The sequence below is a fragment of the Rhodococcus sp. M8 genome, assembly GCF_015654185.1.
Classification (GTDB): Bacteria; Actinomycetota; Actinomycetes; order Mycobacteriales; family Mycobacteriaceae; genus Rhodococcus; species Rhodococcus aetherivorans.
Genome location: NZ_CP064065.1, coordinates 2,763,603 through 2,787,965, shown reverse-complemented (window position 1 = coordinate 2,787,965; position 24,363 = coordinate 2,763,603). Strand labels below are relative to the sequence as shown.

Annotated in this window: 26 protein-coding genes; 14 read left to right on the top strand and 12 right to left on the bottom strand. The window is 71.4% G+C overall.

The features are described 5' to 3' along the window. Positions 1-182 precede the first annotated feature (182 nt). Together ISO16_RS12440 and ISO16_RS12435 are read left to right on the top strand one after the other, a co-directional pair. Positions 183-1,202 (top strand): beta-ketoacyl-ACP synthase III, encoded by a 1,020-nt coding sequence (locus tag ISO16_RS12440; protein ID WP_006931650.1) that lies wholly within the window; start codon positions 183-185, stop codon positions 1,200-1,202. Further along, positions 1,202-1,933 (top strand): HNH endonuclease family protein, encoded by a 732-nt coding sequence (locus ISO16_RS12435; RefSeq protein ID WP_072636180.1) that lies wholly within the window; start codon positions 1,202-1,204, stop codon positions 1,931-1,933. Before ISO16_RS12440 ends, ISO16_RS12435 begins: the two co-directional genes overlap by 1 nt. A gap of 10 nt (positions 1,934-1,943) precedes the next feature. Here ISO16_RS12435 and ISO16_RS12430 read toward each other — a convergent pair whose 3' ends face one another. After that, positions 1,944-2,918, bottom strand: a complete 975-nt coding sequence (locus ISO16_RS12430; protein ID WP_072636179.1) for an HAAS signaling domain-containing protein — start codon at positions 2,916-2,918, stop codon at positions 1,944-1,946. A 131-nt stretch (positions 2,919-3,049) separates the two neighbouring features. Here ISO16_RS12430 and ISO16_RS12425 point away from each other — a divergent pair, with 131 nt between their 5' ends. Both ISO16_RS12425 and ISO16_RS12420 read left to right on the top strand, forming a co-directional pair. Beyond that, positions 3,050-5,167 (top strand): thiamine pyrophosphate-dependent enzyme, encoded by a 2,118-nt coding sequence (locus tag ISO16_RS12425; RefSeq protein WP_170913985.1) that lies wholly within the window; start codon positions 3,050-3,052, stop codon positions 5,165-5,167. A 246-nt stretch (positions 5,168-5,413) separates the two neighbouring features. Beyond that, complete coding sequence (locus ISO16_RS12420) at positions 5,414-6,631, top strand: NAD(P)/FAD-dependent oxidoreductase (protein ID WP_043798675.1); 1,218 nt, start codon at positions 5,414-5,416, stop codon at positions 6,629-6,631. Between the two features lies 1 nt (position 6,632). Here the strand turns inward: ISO16_RS12420 and ISO16_RS12415 are convergent, their stop codons facing one another. Beyond that, positions 6,633-7,982, bottom strand: coding sequence for a cytochrome P450 (locus ISO16_RS12415; RefSeq protein ID WP_043798673.1), 1,350 nt, complete (start codon positions 7,980-7,982; stop codon positions 6,633-6,635). A 92-nt stretch (positions 7,983-8,074) separates the two neighbouring features. On the opposite strand from ISO16_RS12415, the gene ISO16_RS12410 reads away from it, so the two are divergent. Continuing rightward, positions 8,075-8,692: a TetR/AcrR family transcriptional regulator gene (locus ISO16_RS12410; protein WP_043798671.1), complete on the top strand. Its 618-nt coding sequence runs from the start codon at positions 8,075-8,077 to the stop codon at positions 8,690-8,692. On the opposite strand, the gene ISO16_RS12405 is transcribed toward ISO16_RS12410, so the two are convergent. Beyond that, a complete protein-coding gene (locus ISO16_RS12405) occupies positions 8,676-9,740 on the bottom strand; it encodes a TerC family protein (protein WP_072636209.1) in 1,065 nt (354 codons plus the stop codon). The two genes, ISO16_RS12410 and ISO16_RS12405, sit on opposite strands and share 17 nt — an antisense overlap. 162 nt (positions 9,741-9,902) lie before the next feature. After that, positions 9,903-10,286, bottom strand: a complete 384-nt coding sequence (locus tag ISO16_RS12400; protein WP_072636177.1) for a VOC family protein — start codon at positions 10,284-10,286, stop codon at positions 9,903-9,905. A 265-nt stretch (positions 10,287-10,551) separates the two neighbouring features. Between ISO16_RS12400 and ISO16_RS12395 the strand changes: the two genes are divergently transcribed. From ISO16_RS12395 to ISO16_RS12385, 3 genes are all read left to right on the top strand, one after another. Further along, complete coding sequence (locus tag ISO16_RS12395) at positions 10,552-10,872, top strand: helix-turn-helix transcriptional regulator (RefSeq protein ID WP_029546012.1); 321 nt, start codon at positions 10,552-10,554, stop codon at positions 10,870-10,872. A gap of 88 nt (positions 10,873-10,960) precedes the next feature. Further along, a complete protein-coding gene (locus ISO16_RS12390; protein ID WP_170913984.1) occupies positions 10,961-11,869 on the top strand; it encodes an alpha/beta fold hydrolase in 909 nt (302 codons plus the stop codon). 100 nt (positions 11,870-11,969) lie between these two features. After that, entirely contained in the window at positions 11,970-12,674 is a 705-nt protein-coding gene (locus ISO16_RS12385; protein ID WP_202917635.1) for a hypothetical protein, read from the top strand. 13 nt (positions 12,675-12,687) lie between these two features. Here the strand turns inward: ISO16_RS12385 and ISO16_RS12380 are convergent, their stop codons facing one another. Beyond that, the gene (locus ISO16_RS12380; RefSeq protein ID WP_006931622.1) at positions 12,688-13,011 is read right to left on the bottom strand and encodes a hypothetical protein; all 324 of its coding nucleotides are present in this window, start codon (positions 13,009-13,011) and stop codon (positions 12,688-12,690) included. 96 nt (positions 13,012-13,107) lie between these two features. On the opposite strand from ISO16_RS12380, the gene ISO16_RS12375 reads away from it, so the two are divergent. Then, a complete protein-coding gene (locus ISO16_RS12375; protein WP_072636175.1) occupies positions 13,108-14,718 on the top strand; it encodes a hypothetical protein in 1,611 nt (536 codons plus the stop codon). Here ISO16_RS12375 and ISO16_RS12370 read toward each other — a convergent pair whose 3' ends face one another. From ISO16_RS12370 to ISO16_RS12350, 5 genes are all read right to left on the bottom strand, one after another. Continuing rightward, the gene (locus ISO16_RS12370) at positions 14,719-15,033 is read right to left on the bottom strand and encodes an ANTAR domain-containing protein (RefSeq protein WP_072636174.1); all 315 of its coding nucleotides are present in this window, start codon (positions 15,031-15,033) and stop codon (positions 14,719-14,721) included. It abuts the gene before it with no gap. A 250-nt stretch (positions 15,034-15,283) separates the two neighbouring features. Further along, on the bottom strand, positions 15,284-15,955 hold the full coding sequence (locus ISO16_RS12365; RefSeq protein WP_072636173.1) for a dienelactone hydrolase family protein: 672 nt from the start codon (positions 15,953-15,955) through the stop codon (positions 15,284-15,286). Between the two features lie 10 nt (positions 15,956-15,965). Further along, complete coding sequence (locus ISO16_RS12360; protein ID WP_230304533.1) at positions 15,966-16,307, bottom strand: hypothetical protein; 342 nt, start codon at positions 16,305-16,307, stop codon at positions 15,966-15,968. Between the two features lie 112 nt (positions 16,308-16,419). After that, entirely contained in the window at positions 16,420-17,166 is a 747-nt protein-coding gene (locus ISO16_RS12355; protein ID WP_072636172.1) for a pentapeptide repeat-containing protein, read from the bottom strand. A gap of 124 nt (positions 17,167-17,290) precedes the next feature. Next, entirely contained in the window at positions 17,291-17,926 is a 636-nt protein-coding gene (locus tag ISO16_RS12350) for a TIGR03086 family metal-binding protein (RefSeq protein WP_072636171.1), read from the bottom strand. Positions 17,927-18,365: 439 nt separating this feature from the next. On the opposite strand from ISO16_RS12350, the gene ISO16_RS12345 reads away from it, so the two are divergent. Then, on the top strand, positions 18,366-18,680 hold the full coding sequence (locus ISO16_RS12345; RefSeq protein ID WP_029545995.1) for a helix-turn-helix domain-containing protein: 315 nt from the start codon (positions 18,366-18,368) through the stop codon (positions 18,678-18,680). A 360-nt stretch (positions 18,681-19,040) separates the two neighbouring features. Further along, complete coding sequence (locus ISO16_RS12340) at positions 19,041-19,979, top strand: ScbA/BarX family gamma-butyrolactone biosynthesis protein (RefSeq protein WP_029545993.1); 939 nt, start codon at positions 19,041-19,043, stop codon at positions 19,977-19,979. 14 nt (positions 19,980-19,993) lie between these two features. Here the strand turns inward: ISO16_RS12340 and ISO16_RS12335 are convergent, their stop codons facing one another. Further along, on the bottom strand, positions 19,994-20,635 hold the full coding sequence (locus tag ISO16_RS12335) for a ScbR family autoregulator-binding transcription factor (protein WP_072636170.1): 642 nt from the start codon (positions 20,633-20,635) through the stop codon (positions 19,994-19,996). 95 nt (positions 20,636-20,730) lie between these two features. Between ISO16_RS12335 and ISO16_RS12330 the strand changes: the two genes are divergently transcribed. From ISO16_RS12330 to ISO16_RS12320, 3 genes are all read left to right on the top strand, one after another. Then, positions 20,731-21,648 carry an NAD-dependent epimerase/dehydratase family protein gene (locus ISO16_RS12330; protein ID WP_072636169.1) on the top strand — a complete coding sequence of 306 codons (918 nt, stop codon included), beginning with the start codon at positions 20,731-20,733 and terminating at the stop codon, positions 21,646-21,648. An 89-nt stretch (positions 21,649-21,737) separates the two neighbouring features. Beyond that, positions 21,738-22,559 (top strand): SDR family NAD(P)-dependent oxidoreductase, encoded by an 822-nt coding sequence (locus ISO16_RS12325; RefSeq protein WP_072636168.1) that lies wholly within the window; start codon positions 21,738-21,740, stop codon positions 22,557-22,559. A gap of 30 nt (positions 22,560-22,589) precedes the next feature. Beyond that, a complete protein-coding gene (locus ISO16_RS12320) occupies positions 22,590-23,510 on the top strand; it encodes a TIGR03619 family F420-dependent LLM class oxidoreductase (protein ID WP_072636167.1) in 921 nt (306 codons plus the stop codon). Here the strand turns inward: ISO16_RS12320 and ISO16_RS12315 are convergent. Continuing rightward, on the bottom strand, positions 23,507-24,346 hold the full coding sequence (locus ISO16_RS12315) for a class I SAM-dependent methyltransferase (protein ID WP_072636166.1): 840 nt from the start codon (positions 24,344-24,346) through the stop codon (positions 23,507-23,509). The genes ISO16_RS12320 and ISO16_RS12315 overlap by 4 nt on opposite strands. Positions 24,347-24,363 lie beyond the last annotated feature (17 nt).

Sequence of the window (24,363 nt, the reverse complement as noted above, 5' to 3'; positions counted from 1 at the left end):
CCACAGACGGTAACAGGAGGTGGCAGTAGTCACACGCGGTCCCGGGCCCGTCGGCGTGTCCCGGCGGCCCGCGCGCAAGGGCCGTGGCCGACGGGTCGGCTCCGCTACGATTCGCGCGCGCGTTACCGTGTCAGGAACGCGATGCACTGACAGCCAGTGCACGAAGAAGAGGAGTTCGCCTGATGGGTGCACAGATCGCCGGTCCCGCCCCGCTGCGGAACACCGCACTGCTCGGGCTGGGCGTGCACCGCCCCGAGCGGATCGTGACCAACCACGAGATCTGTCAGCAGATCGACTCGAGCGACGAGTGGATCCAGTCCCGTTCCGGCATCAAGGAGCGGCGCTTCGCGGAGGACACCGGCGAGACCGTCCTCGACATGGCGATCTCCGCGGGCCGCAAGGCGCTCGAGGCCGCCGGCATCACCGGCGACCGGCTCGGCGCCGTCATCGTGGCGACCTCGACCTACCCGTACCAGACCCCGCAGTCCGCCGCGCTGGTCGCCGACGCCCTCGGCACCGGCGGCGCCGCCGCCCTCGACATCTCCGCGGGCTGCGCCGGCTTCTGCTACGCCCTCGGCGTCGCCTCCGACCTGGTGCGCGCGGGCACCGAGGACTACGCGCTCGTCATCGGCGTCGAGCGGATGAGCGACACCACCGAGCCCACCGATCGCTCGGTGCGGTTCATCTTCGGCGACGGCGCCGGCGCCGTGGTCGTCGGCCCGTCCGACGAGGTGGGCATCGGCCCCACCGTGTGGGGATCGGACGGCTCGCAGGCCGACGCCATCCGCCAGGAACCCGACTGGGTGAACTTCGCGAACAACCCCGATCAGAAGCGGCCCTGGATCATCATGGAGGGCACCGCGGTGTTCCGCTGGGCGGCCTTCGAGATGGGCAAGATCGCCCGGCAGATCGCCGACAAGGCCGGTGTCGAGCTCGCCGCCCTCGACGCGTTCGTCCCGCACCAGGCCAACCTGCGCATCAACGACGTCATCGTCCGCCAGCTCGACCTGCCGGAGACGGTCGCCGTCGCCGACGACATCATCGAGACGGGCAACACCTCCGCCGCCTCCATCCCCCTCGCGATGGAGAAGATGCTGCGCACCGGTCAGGTCCAGCCGGGTGGGCTCGGCCTGCTGCTCGCCTTCGGTGCCGGCCTGTCCTACGCGGGACAGGTCGTGAAGATGCCGCCGCTCGCGCAGTAGTGGCCGCGGCGAACTCCGCCGGCCGCCGGCGCTGGTTGTGGTTGCTCGCCTACGTGCTCGCCTTCGTCGCGTTCGTCGTCCTCCAGCAGACGTACGGCGGCGACGAGGCGGGTCCCGGCGGGTCCACGTCGGCGCCCGCGCCGGCCCCGTCGTCGGCCGCCGCCGCCGAGGCGGTCGAACTGCTGAAGAGCCTCGCCGTGCGGGAACCGGACCCGTCCGGCGGTTACGACCGCGCCCTGTTCGGGCCGGCATGGACCGACGACGTGACCGTCGCGGGCGGGCGCAACGGCTGCGACACGCGCAACGACGTGCTGAAGCGGGATCTCGTGAACATCAAGCTGGCGCCGGTGACGAAGGAGTGCACCGTCGAGGCGGGGACCCTGTACGACCCGTACACGGGGCGGGAGATCTACTTCCGGCGCGGCGTCGACACGTCGTCGGCGGTGCAGATCGATCACGTCGTCGCCCTGTCGGACGCGTGGCAGAAGGGTGCGCGGCTGCTCGATGCGCAGGCCCGCAAGAACCTCGCGAACGATCCCCGGAACCTGCAGGCCGTCGACGGGCCCACGAACCAGGGCAAGGGCGACAAGGACGCGGCGCAGTGGCTGCCCCCGAACGCGGAGTACCGCTGCACCTACGTCTCCCGGCAGATCGAGGTGAAGGCGGAGTACGGCCTGTGGATCACGCCGGACGAGAAGGACGCGATGGCCGGCGTCCTGGCCACCTGCTGACGGCCGGGCCTCAGGCGCGGCGGTGCGCGAGGTGCTTGCGGACCGCCGTCACCACCCCGGCCGCTGAGGCGACGATCACCACGATGCACACGATGCCGACCGCCAGGTTCAGCTGAGCCGTCAGGTCGGAGCCCGTGCGCTCGCGCAGGTCGGACAGGAACTGCGGCGAGAAGTACGGCCGGTGCACGAGCACGGCCGTGGCCACCGCGACGGCGAGCAGATCGGAGACCACCGACAGCGCGGTGACGACCGTCGTCCAGCTGCGCACGACCAGCGCCACGCTCGCCGAGACCACCCACAGCGCCGCGACGGCCATCATCGCCGGCACCAGCCGGTCGGTGAAGCTGGGGTCGAGGGCTTCGTACCCGGCACCGAAGAACGACGGCGCGAGCGACGGGGACAGGCTCGCCACCCCGATCAGCACGACCACCGCGAACACCAGTTCAGCGACCGCCTCGCCGACGGGGATCTCCCGGCCGTGCGGCACCGCCGGGAGGTCGTCCGGGTCCCACCGGCCGAGGTCCGTGCCGGCGGGCGCGGTGCGCTCGAGCACCGCGAAGACGACGGTCACCCAGAACGCGGCGTACACACCGCCGGTCAGGGCCGCGTCGATCGCGTCCCACACGACGTCGGCGGTGTCGAGGGGCGCGGCCGCGGGAGCGGTGGCCTCGGTCAGGGCGCCGAGCAGGGTCAGTCCGCCGAGCACCGCCGCCACGACCCCGACGACGGGCCACAGCACCCGTAGATAGGTGTCGTAGAGCCGGGGACCGATCAGGTGCCGCGGGGCGCCCCGGTAGGTGCGGGCGAGATCCTCCGGGGAGCCGAGGCCGGCGAGCACCTCACGCACGTCGCGGTCGGCGGCGGCGTCGTCGATGCGCCGGCGCAGTTCGGCGGCCACGTCGTCGCGCCGGGACCGCGGCAGGTGGACGAGGACGGCGTGCAGGTACCGGTCGACGAGTTCCCCGTCGGTGAGGCGGGTGGACATCTCGGTGTTCCTTCCGTTCGGTCCCGGTCTGCATGTGCGGCCGGGCGCGACGACCCGCGCCGACCGGGACCGGGCGGTACTGTGCCGGTACACAGTATTGGGCAGGACCTGCGAGGGTGTGGGGAAGCGCGATGACGGCCGAGCCGCTCGACGAGTACTTCACCGCCTCCGTCCGCGGCTGGAGCGCCGGCCGTGCCGTGGCCGGACAGGTACCGGACGAGCTGGTGCTGCGCTGTTTCGACGCCCAACTGCAGTCCCGTCACCTCGACTTCGCGGCCCGGGAGATGCAGCGGCGCGGTGCCGGGTTCTACACCATCGGCTCGGCCGGGCACGAGGCGAACGCCGCCCTGGGCCTGCTGTCCCGGGTCACCGATCCGGCACTGCTGCACTACCGGTCGGGGGCCTTCTACGCCGCACGGGCGGCCCGGGTGCCGGGCACGACGCCGGTGCGGGACGTGCTCGCCGGCTGCACCGCCTCGACGCTGGACCCGATCTCCGGCGGCCGGCACAAGGTGTTCGGCAACGCCGAGTTGAACATTCTCCCGCAGACCTCGACGATCGCCTCCCATCTGCCGCGCGCGGTGGGGACGGCGTTCGCCCTCGCCCGCGCGGCCCGGCTGGGCCTGCAGTGCCCGTGGCCCGCGGACTCGGTGGTGCTGTGCAGCTTCGGGGACGCCTCGGCGAACCATTCCACCGCGGTCGGGGCGCTCAACGCGGCCGCCTACTGCGCGTACCGGGGGCTGCCGCTGCCGCTGCTGTTCGTGTGCGAGGACAACGGGTTCGGCATCAGCGTCCGGACGCCGGAGGGCTGGGCGGAACGCACCCTCTCGTCGTATCCGGGGGTGAGCTACCGCGCGGCCGACGGCGCGGACCCGGTCGGCGTGCTCACCGCCGTCGCGGACCTGCTCGTCGCCGTCCGCACCTCCCGCGCACCGGCCGTGCTGCACCTGAAGACGGTGCGGTTCCTCGGCCACGCCGGCTCCGACGCCGAGACCGCGTACCGCACCCGCGAGGAGATCGCCGCCGACTACGTCCGGGATCCGTTGCTGGCCACCGCGCGTACTCTGGTCGACCGCGGAACGCTTTCCCCCGCAGGGATTCTCGAACGATACGAGGAGATGCGTTCCGTCGTCGCCGCCGAGATGGAGGCGCTCGCGACCGCCCCGCGGCTGGTATCGGCCGCCGAGGTGATGCGGCCGCTGCACGCGCACGGTCGCCGGCGGGTTCCGGACGAGCCGGGGCCCCCGTCGCCGGAGCCCCGCACGCTCGCCCAGGCGGTGAACGCCGCGCTCACAGGGATTCTCGAGGCGATACCGGAGTCGTTCGTGTTCGGTGAGGACGTGGCGGACAAGGGCGGGGTGTACGGGCTCACGCGCGGTCTGCTCCGCCGATTCGGGCCGCACCGCGTCTTCGACACAATCCTGGACGAGCAGACGATCCTCGGTACGGCACTGGGTTTCGCGGTGGCGGGCCTGCTGCCGATTCCGGAGATCCAATACCTGGCCTACCTGCACAACGCCGAGGACCAGTTGCGCGGCGAGGCGGCGAGTCTGATGTTCTTCTCCGACGGCCGCTTCCGCAACCCGATGGTGGTGCGCATCGCCGGCCTCGCCTACCAGCGCGGCTTCGGTGGGCACTTCCACAACGACAACTCCGTCGCGGTGCTGCGCGACATTCCCGGTCTGGTGCTCGCGGTGCCGAGCCGTCCGTCGGTTGCGGGGGCGCTGCTGCGCAGCTGCGTGCACCTCGCGCGCAGTGAGGGCCGGGTGTGCGTGTTCCTCGAGCCGATCGCGCTGTACCACGAGCGCGACCTGTACGACGAGGACGACGGGCTGTGGCAGGAGCCGCCCGATTCCGTTGCGGTACAGCCGGGCTCGGTGCGGGTGTACGGTACGGGCGACGACGTGCTCATCGTGACGTTCGGCAACGGCGTCCGGATGAGCCTGCGCGCGGCCCGTCGGCTGTCGGCGCGCGGCGTGGAGGCCGCCGTGCTGGACCTGCAGTGGCTGGCGCCGCTGCCGCTGGCGGAACTGCTGGCGTGCGCGCAGTCCTTCCCGCGCGTGCTGGTGGTGGACGAGACGCGGCGCAGCGGAGGGGTGTCGGAGGCGGTGGTCACCGCACTGGTGGACGCGGGCTACCGGGGCCGGATCTCGCGGGTCACCAGCCGCGACAGTTTCGTGCCGCTCGGCCCGGCGGCGGCCGAGGTGCTGCTGTCCGAGGACGACGTCGTCAGCGCGGCGACGGAGTAGCGGCGCGCGGTCGCGGTCGTCTCCGGGTCGCCGCCGTCGCGCAGCTCGACGGCCTCGCGCCCCGCCCCGGCAGGGACGAAGGTCCCGGGAAGCGGGGACCTTCACCGGGCAGAAATACCCGGAGGGGTACTTGAAGAGTCCCGGGCCCGGGTCTACAGTCGTCGTTGAATACCCCACCGGGTATCAAGGGGCGTGGAGGCCCAGCCCGCGTCCGCGCCTGCGTCACGGACGGAAAGGACTGTTCACATGTCGCTCCATTCAGGCAACGGTGCCGCGCGACATCGAGTACTCGTCGTCGGAGGTGGCACGGCCGGAATCGCGACCGCTGCGCGCCTGCGCCGGGCCGGCGTCACCGACATCGCGGTGATCGAGCCCTCCGATGAGCACTGGTACCAGCCCCTGTGGACGCTCGTCGGCGGCGGACAGGCGTCGCTGGACGAGACCCGCCGAGCCGAGGAGAAGCTGATCCCCAAGGGCGTCCGGTGGATCCGGGCCGCCGCGACCGCCGTCGACCCCGACGCGCAGACCGTCACGACCGATCGCGGGACCGTCGTCGGCTACGACTACCTTGTGCTGGCCACCGGCCTGCAACTCGACTGGGACGGCGTGCCGGGCCTCGCCGAGGCCGTCGGGCACGGTGCCGTCTCGAGCAACTACTCCTCGCAGTACGCCCCCTACACGTGGGAGCTGATCCGGAACATGCGCTCCGGCACGGCGATCTTCACCCAGCCCGCCGGCCCCATCAAGTGTGCCGGCGCGCCGCAGAAGATCGCCTACATCGCCTCCGACTACTGGCGGCGGCAGGGCCTGCTGGACGGGATCCGCGTCATGCTCGTCCTGCCCGGCGACTCGATGTTCGGCATCCCGTCCTGGCGGCAGACCCTCGAGGGGGTCGCCGCGAAGTACGGCATCGAGGTGCGCCTGAGCTCGGAGATGACCGCGCTCGACGGATCGTCGCGCAAGGCGACGATCGTGAACAACGCCACCGGCACCGAGGAGGTCGTCGGGTTCGACATGCTCCACGCCGTGCCCCCGCAGCGCGCGCCCGGCTGGGTCGCGGCGAGCCCGCTCGCCAACCCGGCGAGTCCCTTCGGCTACGTCGAGGTCGACAAGCACACGCTCCAGCACCGCCGGTATCCCAACGTGTTCGCACTCGGTGACGTCGCGGACCTGCCGACGTCGAAGACCGGCGCGGCGGTCCGCAAGCAGGCGCCCGTCCTCGTCGCCAACCTGGTCGCCGAGATGCGCGGCGTCGGCAAGCGCAAGAGCTACGACGGGTACTCGTCCTGCCCGTTCGTCACCGCCCGGGACAGGATGATGCTCGCGGAGTTCGACTACGAGCTCAACCCGTCTCCGAGCATCCCGGTCATCGACACCACCAAGGATCGCCGCGACATGTGGCTGCTCAAGCGCTACGGCCTGCCGGCCATGTACTGGCACGGGATGGTCAAGGGCCGCGTCTGAGTCACCGGAGGCGGCGCAGCGCGATCGGTTGCCCGTCCGACGGGTACGGAAGTGACGTGAAGTTCAGCGGCGCAACGTAATCGGACGGAACGTGCCACCGGTACCCGAGCAGCAGGTGGTGCAGCACCGTCTTGATCTCGGCGCCGGAGAAGTACATGCCCAGGCAGCGGTGCTCTCCGGCGCCGAACGGCGTCCACGCGAACTTGTGCACGCGGTCCTCACGTCGTTCCGGTGCGAAGCGACCGGGATCGAACTTCTCCGGTTCCGGCCACAACTCGGGCATGTGGTGGCTGTAGTGCAGCCCGACGTTGATCAGGGTGCCGCGCGGCACGAAGTGGCCCAGGATCTCGGTGTCGGCGGTGGTGTACCGGACGATGCCGGGTACCGGGGTCACGATCCGCTGGCACTCCTTGATCACCAGGTCCAGGCTCGTGAGCGATTCGAGGTCCGCCAGGGTCGGGCTCGTCGTACCGAGTGCCTGCGACTCCTCCCGGCACAGTTGCTGCCACTGGGGGAACTGGCCGAGGTACTGCAGCACGGTGGACAGCGTGATGGTCGAGGTGTCGTGCGCAGCCATCATCAGGAAGATCATGTGGTTGACGACGTCCTCGTCCGAGAATCGCTCGCCGTCCTCGGATTCCACGTGACACAGCGCGGTGAACAGGTCGTCGCCGTCACCGGCGCGACGGGCCGGCAGGTAACGCCGGAAGAACTCCTCGAGCCGGCGGCGGCCCACCACGCCACGGCGCCAGCGGGTTCCGGGCAGGGGATAGCGCACGATCGCCGTGGCCGCCTGCACGCACCCGATGAACGCCTTGTTCACCTCGGCCATCTCGGTGGCCGACGATCCCTCGGCACCGCCCATGAAGATCGACGTGGCGAGCCCGAGGGTGAGGTCCTTCAGTGCCGGGTAGGCGCGGAAATCCTCGCTCGGTGTCCACGAGTCGAGGGCCTGTGCGATCGCGGGCTGCATCGAGTCCGTGTAGCGGGCCAGGCGATCCCGGGTGAAGGCCTGCTGCATGATCCGGCGGTGCGTGCGGTGCTCGTCGCCGTCGAGCAGCATCAGGCCGCGGTCGAAGAACGGGCCGATGAGGGTCCGCCAGCCCGGACCGTTCGCGAGGGCCCGGTCGCGGTTCTGCAGCGCGGCGCCGCAGGCGTCGGGTCCGAGCAGCACCACCCAGGGCCGGCCCGCGAACCGGAACCAGGACACCGGCCCGTGTTCGCGGTATCGCCGGTCGTAGGCCCTCAGCGGGTTGCGCATGTAGTCGAGGGCGTACCCGACGTAGGGCAGGCCGGCGTCCCCGGGTACCGCGGTCAGGCCGGGCGGGGAGGGCGCGAGCACTTTCGTCATGAGGTCTCCGATTCGTCGGACCGTATCTGACATGAAGCTCTGTCAATTGACAGTAGCGTGGATCACAGGCGGCGATCTGTCAAGATTCGACTATGGGCAGGCCCAGTCGTCAGTACCGCGGAAAGAGCGCCGAGCAGCGCACCGCCGACCGCCGTGAGCAGTTGCTCGCGGCCGGCCTGACGGTGTTCGGCCGCGAGGGCGGTGACCGTGCCACCATGACCGCGATCTGCCAGGAGGCCGGGCTCACCGAGCGGTACTTCTACGAGAGCTTCTCCGGCCGGGACGAGCTGCTCGTGTGCGTCGTCGAGCGGATCGCCGACGAGATCCGCGAGCGCGCGCTGACGGCACTCGCCGAATCCGAGCGCGGCCCCGAGGAGCGGGCCCGCGCCGCCATCGCCGCGTTCGTCGCGGTCCTCACCGACGATCCGCGCAAGGGCCGGGTCGCCGTCGTCGAGTCCGCGGCCGCCGGGCCCTTGCGCACCCGTCGCCGGGAACTGCTGCGCCAGTTCGCGGACCTCGTCGCGATCGAATCCCGCGAGCTGTGGGGCGACCGCGCGCTGCAGCCGCCCCACGACCAGATCGCCGCGCTGCTGTTCGTCGGGGGCCTCGCCGAGCTCATGACCGCGTGGCTGGGCGGCGAGATCGACGTGACCCCCGATCAGATCGTCGAGGCGGCGACTCGCCAGTACACGTTCACCGCCCACCGCTGAGGCTGTCGTCGCGCTCGGGCCGCGCCGCGCGGCGTCGGCTGCCCGGCCGCCGCCACACGGGTTCGAGCGCCGCGGTCTCCTCGGCTGTGGCCACCCGGAACGGCGGGGTCGCGGGCGCCGCGAGGCTGCGGCGGCCCTGGCCGCGCGTTGCGCGCAGGCTGGCGACGATCGACACGGTCAGGATCGTGGCGACGACGGCGAGCGAGATCGGTGTCGGCACGTAGAACACGTCGATCTTCAGAAGCATCTTGACGCCGACCCACATCAGCACCAGCGCCAGCCCGATCTTCAGGTACACGAAGCGGTGGATCAGGTCGGCGAGCAGGAAGTACATCGCTCGCAGGCCCAGCACCGCGAACGCGTTGGCGGTGAAGACGAGGAACGGCACGTCCGTGACCGCGAAGATCGCGGGGATCGAGTCGACCGCGAAGACGATGTCGGTGATCTCGATGAGCACCAGCACCGCGAGCAGGGGGGTGGCCAGCAGCGCACCACCGCGGCGGACGAGGAACTTCTGTCCGTGGTAGGCGTCGGTCATCGGTACGTGGCGGCGGAACAGCCGCAGCGCCCGGGACTTCTCGGGGTCGAGGTGCTCGTCGCGCTGCCGGATCATCCGGTAGCCGGTGTAGAGCAGGAACGCCGCGAACAGGTAGAGGATCCAGCCGAAGCTCGCGATGAGGACCGAGCCCGCCGCGATGAACAGACCCCGGAACACCAGGGCGCCGAGCACGCCGAGGAACAGGACCCGGTGCTGGTACTCACGCGGCACGGCGAAGTACGTCAGGATGATCGCCCAGACGAAGACGTTGTCGACGGCGAGCGACTTCTCGATCAGGTAGCCGGAGAAGTACTGCTGGCCGAACTCCGAGCCGTACTGCCACCAGATCAGCGCGCCGAATCCGACGCCGGTGCCGACCCAGAACAGCGACCAGCCTGCGGCCTCGCGCACGCCGATCACGTGCGCGCGGCGGTGCGCGAACAGGTCCACCGCGAGCATCGCCACGATCGCGGCGAGTACCGCCGCCCACAACCACAACGGAACGGTCATCGGGACCACCTCTCAGCCTCGAAACGGCCGAAAGTCTTTCCCGGCTCGAACCGAGCCCGCTCCGCCGGGGGGCCGGCGGACGGCCCCCGAGTTGACGACGAAGCGCGGAGGGATACTCCCTTTCGCGAACTGTAATTAGTGAATAGTATTTCCGGTTAACTGTCAAGGGAGCGGGAGGTAGGGGCGGGTGAGCAGCTCGATCGCGTGACCGGCCGGGTCCTTGAAATTGACCCCGCGCCCGCCGTGCCCCGTGTTCGTTTCGCCGGGGCGGCGCATCTGCGGATCGGCCCAGTGCTCGATGCCGGCGTCGCACAGCCGCCGATACGCCCGGTCGAAGAGGTCGTCGTCGACCATGAACGCGTAGTGCTGCATCTGGATCTCCACCGGGGGCTCGGCGAACTGCAGCAGTACGCCGTCGTCGAGCTGGATGTTGGTGAACGGGCCCCAGGACGGTGCTTCCGACAGTTCCAGCAGTTCACGGAAGAACCGCGCCGACTCGTTGCGGTCCACGGCGGCGATGATCGTGTGGTTGAAAGTGACGGACATGGGAGTTCCTCGCTGTAGTTCGATTCGGGGACGGGACGGCGGTACGCACGAGCCCGGCGGTCCCCGTATCGAACGCGGGCGGCGACGCTGCGCCGCCCGGTCCACGCTCAGACCTCCACCGGGTCGCCGATCCGTGAGTGGCGTAGTGCCGGCCCGGTGTTCACCCGGCGAACCCTACCCGGGGCCACCCGGGCGCACCAGGGACGCGGCCGCGGCCCGAGCACGAAGCGCGATACCGGAAACCGCGGTGCCCTATGGTGTGCGGGTGACCTCCTCCGCCCGCCCCGGAACGCCGCCCGCCGGCGACGAGGACCGTGCCCGGGGCTGGACGTTCCTGACCAACCACGCGCACGTACTGCTGTGTGTCGCCGGAGGCGGACAGCCCACCGTCCGCGAACTCGCGCAGCGGATCGGGATCACCGAGCGGTCCGTGCAGACGATCCTCGCCGACCTGGTCGACGGCGGCTACCTGACCCGCACCCGCGCGGGCCGCCGCAACCTCTACTCGGTGAATCCGGCCGGGCGCCTCCGTCATCCGCTCGAATCCGCACACACCGTCGGTGAGCTGATCGACGCGCTGCGCTGAGCGCGGGGCCCGTCGCCGGGGATGCCCGGCCCGCGCTGTCACGGACACCTGCGTCGTGTGACCGCAGCCACGTGGCATGCTGGCGCCCATGATCGACGTCGAACGTCCCAAGCTGGAAGGTTCCGTCGCGGTCGGGGGCGGCCGCCGGATCGGCTTCGCCGAGTTCGGATCGGCCCAGGGCCGGGCGGTGTTCTGGCTACACGGCACCCCCGGGGCGCGTCGGCAGATCCCCGTCGAGGCACGCAGCTACGCCGAGCGCGAGCACGTACGGCTCATCGGCCTCGACCGCCCCGGCATCGGCTCGTCGAGTCCGCACCGCTACGAGAACGTCCTCGCCTTCGCGGACGACCTGCGCATCGTCGCGGACACTCTCGGCGTGGACCGGATGGCGGTCGTCGGACTCTCCGGCGGCGGCCCCTACACCCTCGCCGCGGCGCATGCGATGCCCGAGCGGGTCGTGGCCGCCGCGGTGCTCGGGGGCGTTGCGCCCGTTGTCGGGCCCGACGCGATCAGCGGCGGCCTGATGCGGTTGGGCACAATGGTCGCGCCGCTGCTCACCGTCTGGGGTGTCCCCATCGGCTTGGGCGTGACGTCGATGATCCGGGTCGTGCGGCCGTTCGCGTCTCCGCTCATCGACATGTACGGGTGGCTCTCGCCCGAGGCCGACCGGCAGTTGCTGGCCCGCCCCGAGTTCAAGGCGATGTTCCTCGACGATCTGCTCAACGGCAGCCGCAAGCAGATGGCCGCGCCCTTCGCCGATATCGTGGCGTTCGCCCGGGACTGGGGTTTCCGTCTCGAGGACGTCAAGGTGCCGGTCCGGTGGTGGCACGGCGACACGGACCACATCGTCCCCATGGAACACGGCCTGCATGTGGTGGGCCGGCTGCCCGACGCCCAGTTCCACCACCTGCCCGGCGAGAGCCACCTCGGCGGCCTGGGCGTGTCCGAGGACATCCTCTCGACCATCCTGCGGATCTGGGACGACGCCGACCGCTGACTCCGCGGTGGCCGAATGTCACACAGGTTCGATCACATTGAACGCGTGTCACATTCGGCCGAGGCGGGGCGCACGGCGCCGGAGAGGGCATGATGTCCGGATGGACACCGGCGTCGAAGCGGACGGGTGGGCCACCCGCTGGGTGGAGCCGCTCGCCGACCTCGCCGCCGGCACGACGACCGCCCTGGTCCCGGACGTGATCGTCACCGCGCTCGCTCTGGGCCTGACGCACCGATACGTCGGACGCACCGTCGCGACGGACGTGCACGGCGTGCCGGTGCGGGCGACGGTGCGGTCGGTGCAGGTGCGCCGTCGCCGCGCGCACCTGCAGTCCCGGGTCGAGCTCGCGGCGGTCGACTGGGGCGGGCGCCGGGTGGACGAGGTGACCGTGGTGGCGCACGGGGTGCGTGTCGTCCCCGGGCTCCGCACCCGGCTCAGCGCACACCGCCTCGACGTGCACGGCACCAGCGGCGTCGGCACCGTGCTCGACTGGCTCAACTCCCTCGGCCACGCCTGGGTTCTCGCCCTCGACCGCGACGGATCGATCCGCGCGACGCATCGCCGCCGCCGGCTCACCGCGCTCGTCGACGCCACCGTCACGGACGGCGTGGCCCGGATCGAGCTGGGCGACGCCCGCTGCTACGGCGTGCCGGTGCCGGGACGGCTGCTCCCACCACGCGACGTCGCGCTGCCACCCCTGCCCGGCGGTGCCGGGAGCGTCTGCGCCGCGCGCGAGGGTCACCTCGTCCGGTTCGCGATGCAGGTGCCGGCCGTGTCGTACGCGTTCGACCCGCTCGGCGCGTGAGGGTCCGGGGGGCTCACAGCCACCGGCGCGGCGGCTTCTTCACCCACATGATCTTCTCGTCCGCGGCGGTGGGGGCGGCTGCGGGATGGCCGGGATGCTGCGCGGCCCACGCCGACTTCTCGGTGAGCAGCCGCGCGACGAGCGCCCACGTCTCCATCGTGCGCGGCGGGTGCGCTCCGGCGGCCCGGGCCAGCTTCCGGCGCACGTCGTCGCTCAGGGCCAGCAGCTCGTCCGCGGTGATGCCGCGATTCCAGGCGAACCGGGCGAGGACGAGCGCCTTCTCCCGCCGATTGCGGGCTGCCTCGTCGGTGTGCGCGAAGTCCTCGTCGGTAGCCATGCCCTACAGAATTGGTCGCCGGCCGGGTCGTTGACAACCCACCGCGCGCGGCTCACGCTCGGAGCAGGCGCACGCGCGGCCCGGGGGGAGGACGAAATGCCGGTGACTCCGATGGATCTCCCGGACGGCACACCCGCGGACGTGCGGGTGCGCGCGGCGTCCGCCCCCCGGGTGCCGGTGTCGGATCCGGCGCTCGGCCGCGACGTGCGGATCGACACCAAGGGGGTGCCCCCGCACCGGCTCGTCGCGATCGGCGACTCGGTGCTGCAGGGGTTCCAGAGCGGCGCCGTCTTCCACACCGACGTCTCGGTCCCCGCGATCGTCGCCCACGAACTCGGCTGGCTCCGCCGGTTCCGCTACCCGCGCTACGGCGGTCCGGGCGGGTTGCCGCTCAACATCGAACTGCTCCTGCGCGATCTCGAGCGACGCTTCGGGCCCTCGGTGAACATGTGGGAGACCCCGCTCGCGCTGTTCGCCGTCCGCGCGTTCATGGACCAGGTGGAGGACTACTGGGAGCGCGGGCCCGGTCGGGAGCCGCCGCTGCCGGTGGCATACCAGCACAACCTGTCCTGTTTCGGCTGGGACCTGCGCGACGCCCTGAGCAAGACCGCCGCGACGTGCGAGGCGGCGATCGCCGCACCGAACGACGACCTGCTCGACCAGATCGTGCAGAACAACGGGGAGCGCGCCGCGTTGCGGGTGTATCCGCGCTGGAGCGACGGGGCGAAGGCGATGACGTTGTTCGACGCGGCCGCGGCGCTCGGCGACGACCACGACGACACGACCGAGTCCGGGATCGAGACGCTGGTGGTGTTCCTCGGCTCCAACAACGCGCTCGGCACGGTCACGGACCTGCGCATCGCATGGAGCGGTCCGGACTTTCGCGACCTCACCGCGAAGGACGCCTACACCATCTGGCGGCCCGAGCACTTCGCGGCCGAGTTCGCGGAGGTGGTCGAGCGGGTGGCGGCGATCCGGGCGCGGCACGTCGTGTGGTGCACGATTCCCCACGTCACCATCGCGCCGATCGCGAAGGGACTCGGACGCAAGATGGAACCGGGGTCGCCCTATTTCCCGTACTACACCCGGCCGTGGATCGAGGAGGCGCGGTTCGACCCGGCTCAGGACGAGCACATCACGGGTGCCGGCGCGTACGCGGTGGACGTCGCGATCGACCTGTACAACGAGCGCATCGAGCAGGCGGTCGCCGACGCTCGTTCCGGGGTGCACGGCCCGGCCCGGGACTGGTATCTGCTGGACGTGGCCGGCCTGCTCGAGCGCTTCGCGTCGCGGCGCTTCGTCACCGATGTCGGTGCCCGTCCGGCGTGGTGGACCCCGTACCCGCTCCCGTCCGCACTCGCCGCGCTCGACCCCGTGCCGGACTCGCGGTTCCTGACGGCCGACGGTCGTGGGGGCCGGGCCGCGGGCGGGCTGTTCTCCCTCGACGGCGTGCATCCGACGACGGTCGCGAACGGGATCCTCGCGCAGGAGCTGATCAACGTGATGCGCCGCGCCGGGGTGCAGTTCCACCACGGCAACGGCGCGGTGCGCCCGGACCCGGTGACCGTGGACTTCGAGCGGTTGATCCGCAGGGACACACTGGTACGGACGCCGCCCGGGAACATCGACTCGACGCTCGGCATCCTCGCGTGGGCGGACGAGATCGGTGACCTCGTCCGGCGCACGCTGAGCATCCGCTTCCGGTGATCAGTTCTCGGCGGAGGCGGTCCTCCGGTCGAGCAGCGGGCCCCACAGTTCGGCCGCGACGGTGTGGGCGCGCCGGTGTCCATGGACGGTACGTCGGAGTCCCTGGATGGTGCCGGGACCGGTGGCCAGGTCGGTGAGGGCTTCGCACAGGTCGACGATGTCGACGTGGAAGCGCATCGAGGCGTCGAGCAGTTCGTCGAACGCCTGGTCCTCGGTGTAGGAACGGCCCCTTGCGGAGCGGAGAAGAGCCTGCGCGGTGTCGAGTGCCGTCAGGCGTCGTACCGCGGGGATGTCACGGTGTGCTTCGATCGTCAATTGTCCGCCTCTGAGGTGTCGCCACTGGGCGTGTGTCAACTCGTTGTAGTGCGGGTACCCCGCCGGTTCGGCAGTTACCCGAGTTTGTGTCCTCCGTCACAGTACGAGGACTGTGCCGTCGTGTCCACCGTACCCGTGTTTGCCCAGCGCAGGCCGGTGAGTCGGTGCGGTGCCCCCGGGCGTTCCGTCTTCGATGTCCGAATTCCCCGGAGCGGCAGAGAGATCCGACGCCGTGTATGTTGCGCGCCGGTCAGGCCGGAGGCGCCGGGCGGTGATCGAGGAACCAGTCCCGCGCTTGCTGTGCCACGACCTCGAGCGTGCCGGGTTCCTCGAACAGGTGCGTCGCCCCGCGCACGATCCGCAGTTCGTGTTCGCACCGCATGGCCGCGGCGGCCTGCCGGTTCAGTTCGATCACCATGCGATCCAGGCCGCCGACCAGCATGAGCGTGGGGGCGCGGACCCGGCCGAGCCGGGGCATCGCCAGATCGGGTCGCCCGCCGCGGGAGACGACGGCGGCGATCTCTCGGTCCGGATCGGCGGCGGCCCACAGCGCCGCGGCGGCGCCGGTGCTGGCCCCGAAGTAGCCGATCCACTCGGCTTCCGCGCGGACGAGATCGGTCACCTCGCCGAGCCGGCTCGCGAGCAGTTCGATGTCGAAGACGAGGGCGCGGTCGCCCTCCTCGCCGGCGGTCAGCAGGTCGAACAGCAACGTGCCCAGGCCGGCGGCGTTCAGTTCCCCGGCGACGTACCGGTTGCGCGGGCTGAACCGGCTGCTGCCGCTGCCGTGCACGAAGACCACCAGGCCGTCCGATCCGGCGGGGACGGTCAGGGTGCCGGCCAGGCTCACGTCGCGAAGCTCCAGCTCGACGTCCCGGCCGCCGGAATCGACGCCGCGCTCGCGCCGGCTGTCGGCGGTGCTCATCGGGTCCGGCTCAGGCCAGGGTGACGGTGCGGGTGTGCGAGCGGACCGCGGCCTGCAGGTCCTGGCGCGAGAGGGTGTGCGGACCGCACGCGCAGCGCGCGGGCACGTCGTCGTCCTCGAACTGGGTCGCCTCGAGGGTGTCGACGAACTCGGACCCGAGGGATCCGCCGTGGTGCGCGGTCTCGGACCGGTCGCGATTGCCGTGCGCCGTCGGACCACCGCCGGCGACGAGCACCGGCCCCTCCGGGGTGCGGTAGACGGTGGCGACGTTGTGGCTGGCGGGGCACTTCACGCGTACGAGGGCGTGGTCGCTGCGCTGGCTGCCCAACGAATCCACGGCAGCACGAGCCATCCGGCGGCGGTCTGTGGGAAGGAGGTCGGGGATGTTCATGGGACCTATTGCACACCCGATCGCGGCCGGATCGAGGGCTTTCGCGAGCAACGGGCCCGATTCGCCCGTTGCGCTACCAGTGCTCGGGTGTGGCCACTGTGGCGGGCAGCCGGGTACGTGCGTCGCCCCGGGCGGAATCGACCTGTGACTGGACGAGGAACAGGCATCCGGTGAGGTCGGCGCCGCGCAGGTCGGCGTCCCTCAGGTCGGCGCCGATGAGGTCGGCCCGGCGCAGGTCCGCCTCGCGCAGGTCCGCGGCGACGAGGAGGGCGCCGCGCAGGTTCGCACCGTGCAGGTCGGCGCGCCGGAGCTTCGCGCCGAGCAGGTCCGCGCCGCGGCGGTTCTTCCTCCGGCCGGGCACGGCGGCCTGGGCGAGTTCGCTCGCGCGCAACAGCAGGGCATTGATCTCCTGCCGGTGCGCCGCGACGTCGAGTCCGGCGAGGGCGTCGGCGTCGCCGCGGGTCAGCCGGTCGGTCGCGGCACGCGCACCGCGCAGGTCCGCGCGGAGCGGCCCGGAGGTGGGCAGGGACACCGCCTCGTCGAGATACCAGAGCAGCTCGTGCAGTTGGCGCACGACGGGAAAGACGTCGAACATCCGCCGGGCGGTCTGCGGCGCGCGACGCCAGTCCGCGCCGCCGAACGTGACCTGTGAGACCTTCTGGCCGGCGCCGAAACAGTCGTAGACGGTGCACCCGGTGAACCCCTTGCGCCGCAGGTCCCGGTGGATGCCGCAGCGGAAGTCGTCCCGCAGATTCGGGCAGGGCCGGCCCGCCTCCTTGTCGATCGCGAAATCGGTCGATGCGGCGAAAGGCAGAGCCACACAACACAAACCGAAGCAACTGCCGCAGTCGGCCAGAAGGTCCGGACGGGGAGGGCGGCGGTCCGTCTCGGACAAGGCTCACGTTCCTTTCGGTGGGCGGGGCGCAGCCGGTGGCCGGCCGAGCCTAGCCCGGCCCGCCCTCCGGGGCCCGCGGTGGGCGGCCCGAGGGGCCGGGCGGTGGCCGCCACGACGGGTCACGCCCGCTGAGCCCGATCAGACGATCGAGGTCCGGGGCGTCGTCGGGAACCGCGACCGCCGGCCCGAAGAGCCCGCCGGCCGCGCGTTCCTGGTCGGTGGTCGCGGCGACGAACGACAGGCACGCGGCCAGCGCGGCGGGATCGCAGGAGAACCTCCGGCCGCTGGCGGTGGCGATGTCCCAGCCGTGGATCACGAGTTCGTCGAGCGCCACGATCCCCGCGACGTGACCGGGCAGATCGATGCCGCCGGCCTGGGTGGTTCCGGTCCATGCGCCGGGATCGCGCCACGCCTCGGCGAGGGCGAGGACCTGCCCGGGGATCCTGGTGCGCCAGTCGTCGCCGAGCCGGGACGCGTCGGCGGACGGTCCCTGCCCGGTGTGGTCGCCGACGGCTTTCCCGGCGGCGGCGGTGAATGCCAGGGACAGCCCGCCCACGTGATCCACCAGGTCCCCGATGGTGGTGCCCGCGCACGGGGTGGGACGGGCGAGTTGTTCGTGCGTGAGCGCGCCGACGAGCCGTGCCATCTCGTGGGCGGCCGGTGCCAGGTCGAGGATCTCGGTCATGAGCGTTCCTTCCGGCGGCGGTGTGCTCATGGTGCCGCACCGGTCCGACAGGTTCGGCCGGCCGTTCCGGACGTCTCGACGCGACGAGAAAATCTACAGTCGAAACAGTAGACTTTCGGCATCGAGGCCGATAACATCGAGGACGTCAACGCGAAGGATCCGGAAGAGGGGCAACCGACGGGTTGCCGGGGAAGTTGCAGAGGGGGCGGAGCCGCACTCGGTTCTGCGGCTCCGCCCCGACGACGCGACGGGCGGACTCTGCGGAGGCCGACCACGTCGCCACCGGAGAGCAGAGCGAGAGGCTGGTGATGCGTATCCCTCGGGATTGCGAACTCGTGTATGTCATTTCCTCGTGCCGGTCGAGGCCGGCACTGTCGTAACCGTCACGAACCCCGGCGCCCCATGTGCCGGGGTTCCCTCTCGTAGCAACGAAGGGCACGTGGATCCCACACCCGACCGCGCTCCCGCGGTCACCAACGAACTCGACAACGACGACTACCCCGCCTTCAGCATGGGTCGCGCCGCTGCGGCGCTCGGGGTCACTCCTGCCTTCCTCCGCAGTCTGGACGACACGGGCCTCGTGGTGCCGCACCGTTCCGGGGGCGGTCACCGCCGCTACTCCCGGAACCAGCTCCGGCTCGTCGCGCGGGTGCGGGAACTGGTCGACAGCGGCACCGCGGTGGACGCGGCGTGCCGGATCGTCTACCTCGAGGATCAGCTCGCCGAAGCGCGAAGTCGCATTCCGAGCAAGTGAGGCACCCGGGTTCGGGTGGCGGCGATGTGAACGCAGACACGCCTCCGCGCCGCAGGGGCTACCCCTCGTATAGTCCCGGCGGCGCGGAGGTGCTGTGACCTCGGGCCTGCCGCGCGAACACCCCTCCGCGTGCTCGACGGCCGACCCTGTTCATTTGTTTCCCGACTGCCTGACACCTTACCATAAACCGGTCGATCGGTTTGTTGGATTCGAAGAATTCATCCGAGCGACCGACGGGGGACGAAAGCCGTTCCCGGCGTCCGATCCAGTCACTGGACACGGGCGTGCTCCGATTCGTCCGGGTCGTCTATAGTCCCTCGATAAAAGCAGTCCGGCCGGTTTGCAATGAAAGAAGCGACAATGACCGTGGATGCGGACGCAGTGCCCCGGAACAGTCCCGTCCTCGGTTTCGAGTCGACGGTGCCCAGGCGGTACGTCCACCGGCAATCGGTGTCGGAGGTGTTCCTGACGGACTGCACGTCCGCCGGCGCCGACCATCGATTCCTGCTGGGCGCGCAGTGGCCACGGCTGCACGGCTTCTACCGGACCGAAACCGGCCGATACGACACCATGCTGATCGCCGAGACCCTGCGCCAGACGGCGATCTACTTGGGGCACACGCAATATCGCGTTCCCCTCGGTCATCCGTTCGTCATGCAGACCCTGCGGGTGGACGCGGCGGTGCAGGCGCTCGCCATCGGTACCGGCGCCGCGGAGGTCGTGCTGGACGCCTGCCTGGAGGACCCGGTGTACCGCGGCGGGCTGCTGTCCCAGTTCGATCTGACGGTGGTGTTCGTCGTCGGCGGACGGCAGGTGGGCACGGGACAGGGAGTGGCGAACGTCCTCACCCCCGACGACTACCAGCGGCTGCGCTGGAACGGCACCGGCCCGCGCACGATCGGGGATCCCGTCTGCCCCCCGGCGATTCCCCCCGCCGTCGTCGGGCAGTCCCGGCCACTGGACGTCGTGCTCGGTCCGCAGTACGCCGAGAACCGCTGGCGCCTGCGGGTCGACGATCGTCATCCGGTCCTGTTCGACCACCCCAGCGATCACGTTCCCGGCATGCTCGTCCTCGAGGCGTTCCGGCAGAGCGCCCGCGCCGCATGCGGCCGCCCGCACGCCGACGTCGACCTCATCGAGGCCGCCTACCACCGGTTCGTCGAACTGGACGAGCGGGCGAACGTGGTGGCGCGGATCGATCCGCACGATCCGTGGACCGTGCGGACCTCGGTCGAGCAGTGGGGCGAGGCGCTGGCGACCGGCACGGTGCGGCTCGCACCGGATCGGTCACGATGCTGACCGCCGCGTGGCGTTCAGTCGGCGGGCGGCGTCCAGCGGGCCCGGCGGATCCGCGGGATCTCACCGTGGCGGTCTGCGGGCATCACGGCGGGCAGCAACAGGATCCACATCTCGTCGAGGCGCTGCTCGAGATCCTGCCGGTGGGTGAGGACGTTGGACACGAGCTGGACGCCGTTGTAGGCGGAGATCACGAACCGGGCCAGCATGGTCGCGTCGATCGTGTCGAGGATGTCGCCCTGGGCGATCGCCTGCTCGGTGAGCTTCTCGCAGGCGGCGATCCAGTCCAGGTACGGGCCGGTGGGACCGTCGGTGGCGCTGAGTTCGAGCGTCAGGCGGATGCCGGCCCGCACGATCGGCTCGTCGATCATCTGCCGCGCCATCTCGTGCGAGAGCATCACGATCTGCTCGAGTGCGGAAATGTCGAGGCCCGCGATGGCCTCGACCGCGGCGATCGAGATGCGATGCTGCTCCTCGATGACGACTTGGGCGAGTTCGTCCTTCGACCGGAAGTGGAAGTAGAGGGCGCCCTTGGTGATGCCCGAGCTCTCGACGATCGCGCCGAGGCTCGCGCCCTCGTAGCCCGACCGTTCGAAGTTCTCGGCCGCGCCGAGAACGATCTGCTGCCTGGTCGCCACCGCCCGCGCTTGCTGAGCCATCCGTCCTCACTCCGTTCCCACCCTGTGTTCCGACGAGGTGCATCGTGACGAACCCCATCGGGTTTCCCCCACCCGGCCGAATGGTACCCACAGTAATGGACCGCCGCCGCGACGAAGGTTCGTCGCAACCCCTGCGAATCGCGCTGATCGGCGCCACCGGCTTCGTCGGGGGCGCCGTGCTCGCGGCGCTCGCGGCGTCCGGCGTACCCTGCACGGCCGTCGCGCGACGGCCGGACGAGCTGCCCCCCGCCGCGACGCGGACGGCCGCGGCGGACCTGACCGAACCGTCGTCCCTGGACGCCGTGGTCGCCGCCGCCGACGTGATCGTGCACGCCGCCTCCTACACCGGATCGGACCCGCAGACGTGCGACGCGGTGAACCGTGCCGGGACCGGGAACCTCCTGGCCGCGGCGGTCCGGCAGCACCGGCCGCACGTGATCTACGTCAGCACGATCGGGGTCTACGGTCCCGGCCCGCACCGCGGTGTGGACGAGGATGCCGTCGTGCCGAATCCGGTCTCGGTGCTCAGCGAGAGCCGGCTCGCGGCCGAACTGGCCGTGCGTGATTACGGCGGCACCGTGGTGCGGGCCGCCTTCGTCTACGGGCCCGGAGACCGCTGGTTCGTGCCCGGCATCGCGCAGATCCTCACTCGCCTCGGCGCCTGGGTCGAGGACGGCCGCCCCCTGCTGTCGGTGATCTCGGTCGGTGATCTCGGCCGCCTGATCGCGGCACTCGCGGTCCGCGGCACCCGCCCCGGCTCCGGCGGCGAGGTCCTGCACGCCGCCCACCCGGATCCGGTGAGTGTGCGGGCCCTCGCGTCGGCCTTCGCGCGCGGCGCCGGATTCGACCTGCCCCGCACCAGTCTCGGGTACGACGAGGCCGTGGCCGTCGCGCCGGAGCGGGGACTGACCGAGCGGCACATAGATCTCGCCGGCCACGACCACTACTACGACGCGGCGCGCATCTGGCGGGAGACCGGGCTGCGAGTGCCGCCCTCTGGCTTCGGTCCGTAGGGGGCCCTCCCTGCGCGCGGGCTCGGTCTCGTTCCCGGCCACCGGGAACGACCGGGGCGCCTCGGGGCGCGGCAGCTACCGTCGCGACGGTGACCACCGTTCCGGCTTCGAGTAATATGTCGCATCCCTTGCTGTCCGGAAGAACGGCGATCGTCACCGGAGGGGCGAACGGCATCGGCGCGGCCGTCGTCCGGCTGTTCGCCGAGCACGGTGCCCGCGTCGTCCTCGTCGACACCGATCGTGGGGCGGCCGAGCGGCTGGCCGCCGGAATTCCCGGCGTGGTGCCGATCGTCGGCGACGCCGCGGACCCGGCCGTCGCGACGGAGGCCGCGAGCCATGCCCCGGACGTACTCGTCAACAACGTCGGTGACTTCCTCCGCCCGTCGACGCCCTTCGCGGAGGCCGACGAATCCGAATGGGAGGCCCTGGCCCGCGCCAATCTCGACCACGCCCTGCGGATGACCCGCGCCGTCCTTCCGGGCATGATCGACCGCGGCCGGGGCGGCTCCGTCGTCAACGTCACCACGGTCGAGGCGCACCGCGGCATTCCCGGGCACGTCGTGTACGGCACGTACAAGGCCGGGCTGCGGCACTTCACCCGCAGTCTCGCGGTCGAGGTCGGCCGGCACGGCATCCGGGTGAACGCGATCGCGCCCGACCTGATCGCGACGCCGCAGGTGCCGTACGAGCGGCTAGTGTCGGAGGCGGACCGGCACCGCTGGCCGGGGTGGGCGCCGCTGGGCGGCCCGGGCCGCCCCGAGGACGTCGCCGGACCGGCCCTGTTCCTCGCCTCCGACCTCTCCCGCTACGTCACGGGGTCCACCGTTCACGTCGACGGTGGCAGCTACGCGGCCGGTGGCTGGTTCCCGCGCGCCGACGGCTCGTGGACCAATCGTCCCCTGTCACCCTGACCGGATCCTCTACACCCGAAGGATTTTCGTGTGAACTTCCTCCCCCCGACGCTGAGCGTCAATCTCCCCAATTTCGGCGACGTGCTGGCCCGCGACAACTTCGCCCACCTCGTGGACGTCGCGGTCCGGGCCGAGGAATGCGGCGTGGACCGCGTGAACGTCACCGACCATGTCGTGATGGGAGCCGACACCTCCGGTTACGCGTGGGGACCGTTCGCCACCGAACCCGATGCGATGTGGCTCGAACCCATGACCGTGCTCGCGGTGATCGCCGGCCGGACCCGCACGATTCGCCTCGGCACCGGCGTGATCATCGCGGCGCTGCGGGGCGCCGCCGTGCTCGCCAAGACCGCGGCCACCCTGGACCACATGTCGGGTGGGCGGCTCGACCTCGGGGTCGGAACAGGCTGGCAGGAGAAGGAATACGAGGCCGCGGGACTGAGCTTCGCCGATCGTGGCCCGCTGCTCGACGACACGCTCGCCGCCTGCCGGGCGCTGTGGGAGCACGCCCCGGCCTCGGTGCAGCGCCCGAGCGTGGCGTTCACCGACGTGTACTGTGCGCCGCGTCCCGGCGGCCGTCGCATCCCGGTCTGGGTCTCGGGGTCGTTGTCGAAGCCGGTGATCCGCCGGCTCGCCCGGTGGGGCGACGGGTGGATTCCCATCATGGGTGCCGGCCCGGACGAGCTGCGCCGGGGCCGCGATCTGCTCCGCGGCGCGCTCGAGCGGGACGGCCGCGATCCCGACGTCCTGCAGATCCGCGGACGGCTGCAGGTGGTCCACGACTCGGCCGGCGAGATCGCCGTGCCCGCGACGGCGCAGGCGGTGAAGGAGCTTCTCGCCGTGGGTGTCACCGACGTGATGGTGCCGCTGACCCTGGTGAATCCCGATCCGGACCGGGCCGCGGACCGGCTCGCGACGCTCGTCACGGTGCTGCGGGAGGCGGCCCTCTAGCGGCGGCGGGCCGCCCACGCGGTGCGGCTGCCACGGACCGTCAGGTCGCCGCGGTGCAGCAGACCGTCGGGGCTGTCGGGCGCCAGCAGGGCGTCGAGGGTCTCGAGATCGTCGGTGGCCAGCCGGCCGTCGAGCGCGGCGCGGATGCGGGACAGGTAGGCGTGTGCGTAGCGGGTCGCGCTCGGTGGTGCCGGCGCCGCCGCCACGGTGAAGCTGCGCTGGGCGGTGACCTGGAAACCGGCCCGCTCCAGGTGGGTCCGCCAGTCCGGGTGCGCGTTCCAGCCCGCGCGCGCCAGGGCCTCGTGGCAGCGCCGCTCCAGGCCCGGCCTGCCCCGCCCGACGTCGTCGGGCAGGAACCGGGGCAACTCGTCCATCTCGACGACCACCAGCAGGCCACCGGGATTCAGCGCGGCGTGGAGGTCGCGCAGCACCCTGTCCGGGTCGGCGACCTCGTGCAGCGACGAGGCCGCCCACGCGACATCGACCGTACCGATCGAGGGCCAGGCGGCATCCAGGTCGGCGAGCACGACCCGGAGCCGCTCGGCCGTGCCGTGCTCGGCCGCGGCGGCGCGGACGCGTGCAAGCATCGACGCCGACCTGTCGACCGCGACGATCTCGGCGGCGGGGAAGCGGCGCCCGAGCGCCAGGCTGCCCGTGCCCGTTCCGGCGCCGACGTCGACGATCGTGCGCGGCCCCTGCGGGGCGTGCAGCTCGGCCCACGCGGTCACCTCGTCCAGGTACGAGCCCAGTACCTCCGCGTCCAGGTCCAGTAGTTCCGCCAGCCCGGGGTCGTGGTGTGCGTGCCGGCTGCCGGGGGGCTGATGATCGTGCGTCATGGCTGCCACGGTAGCGA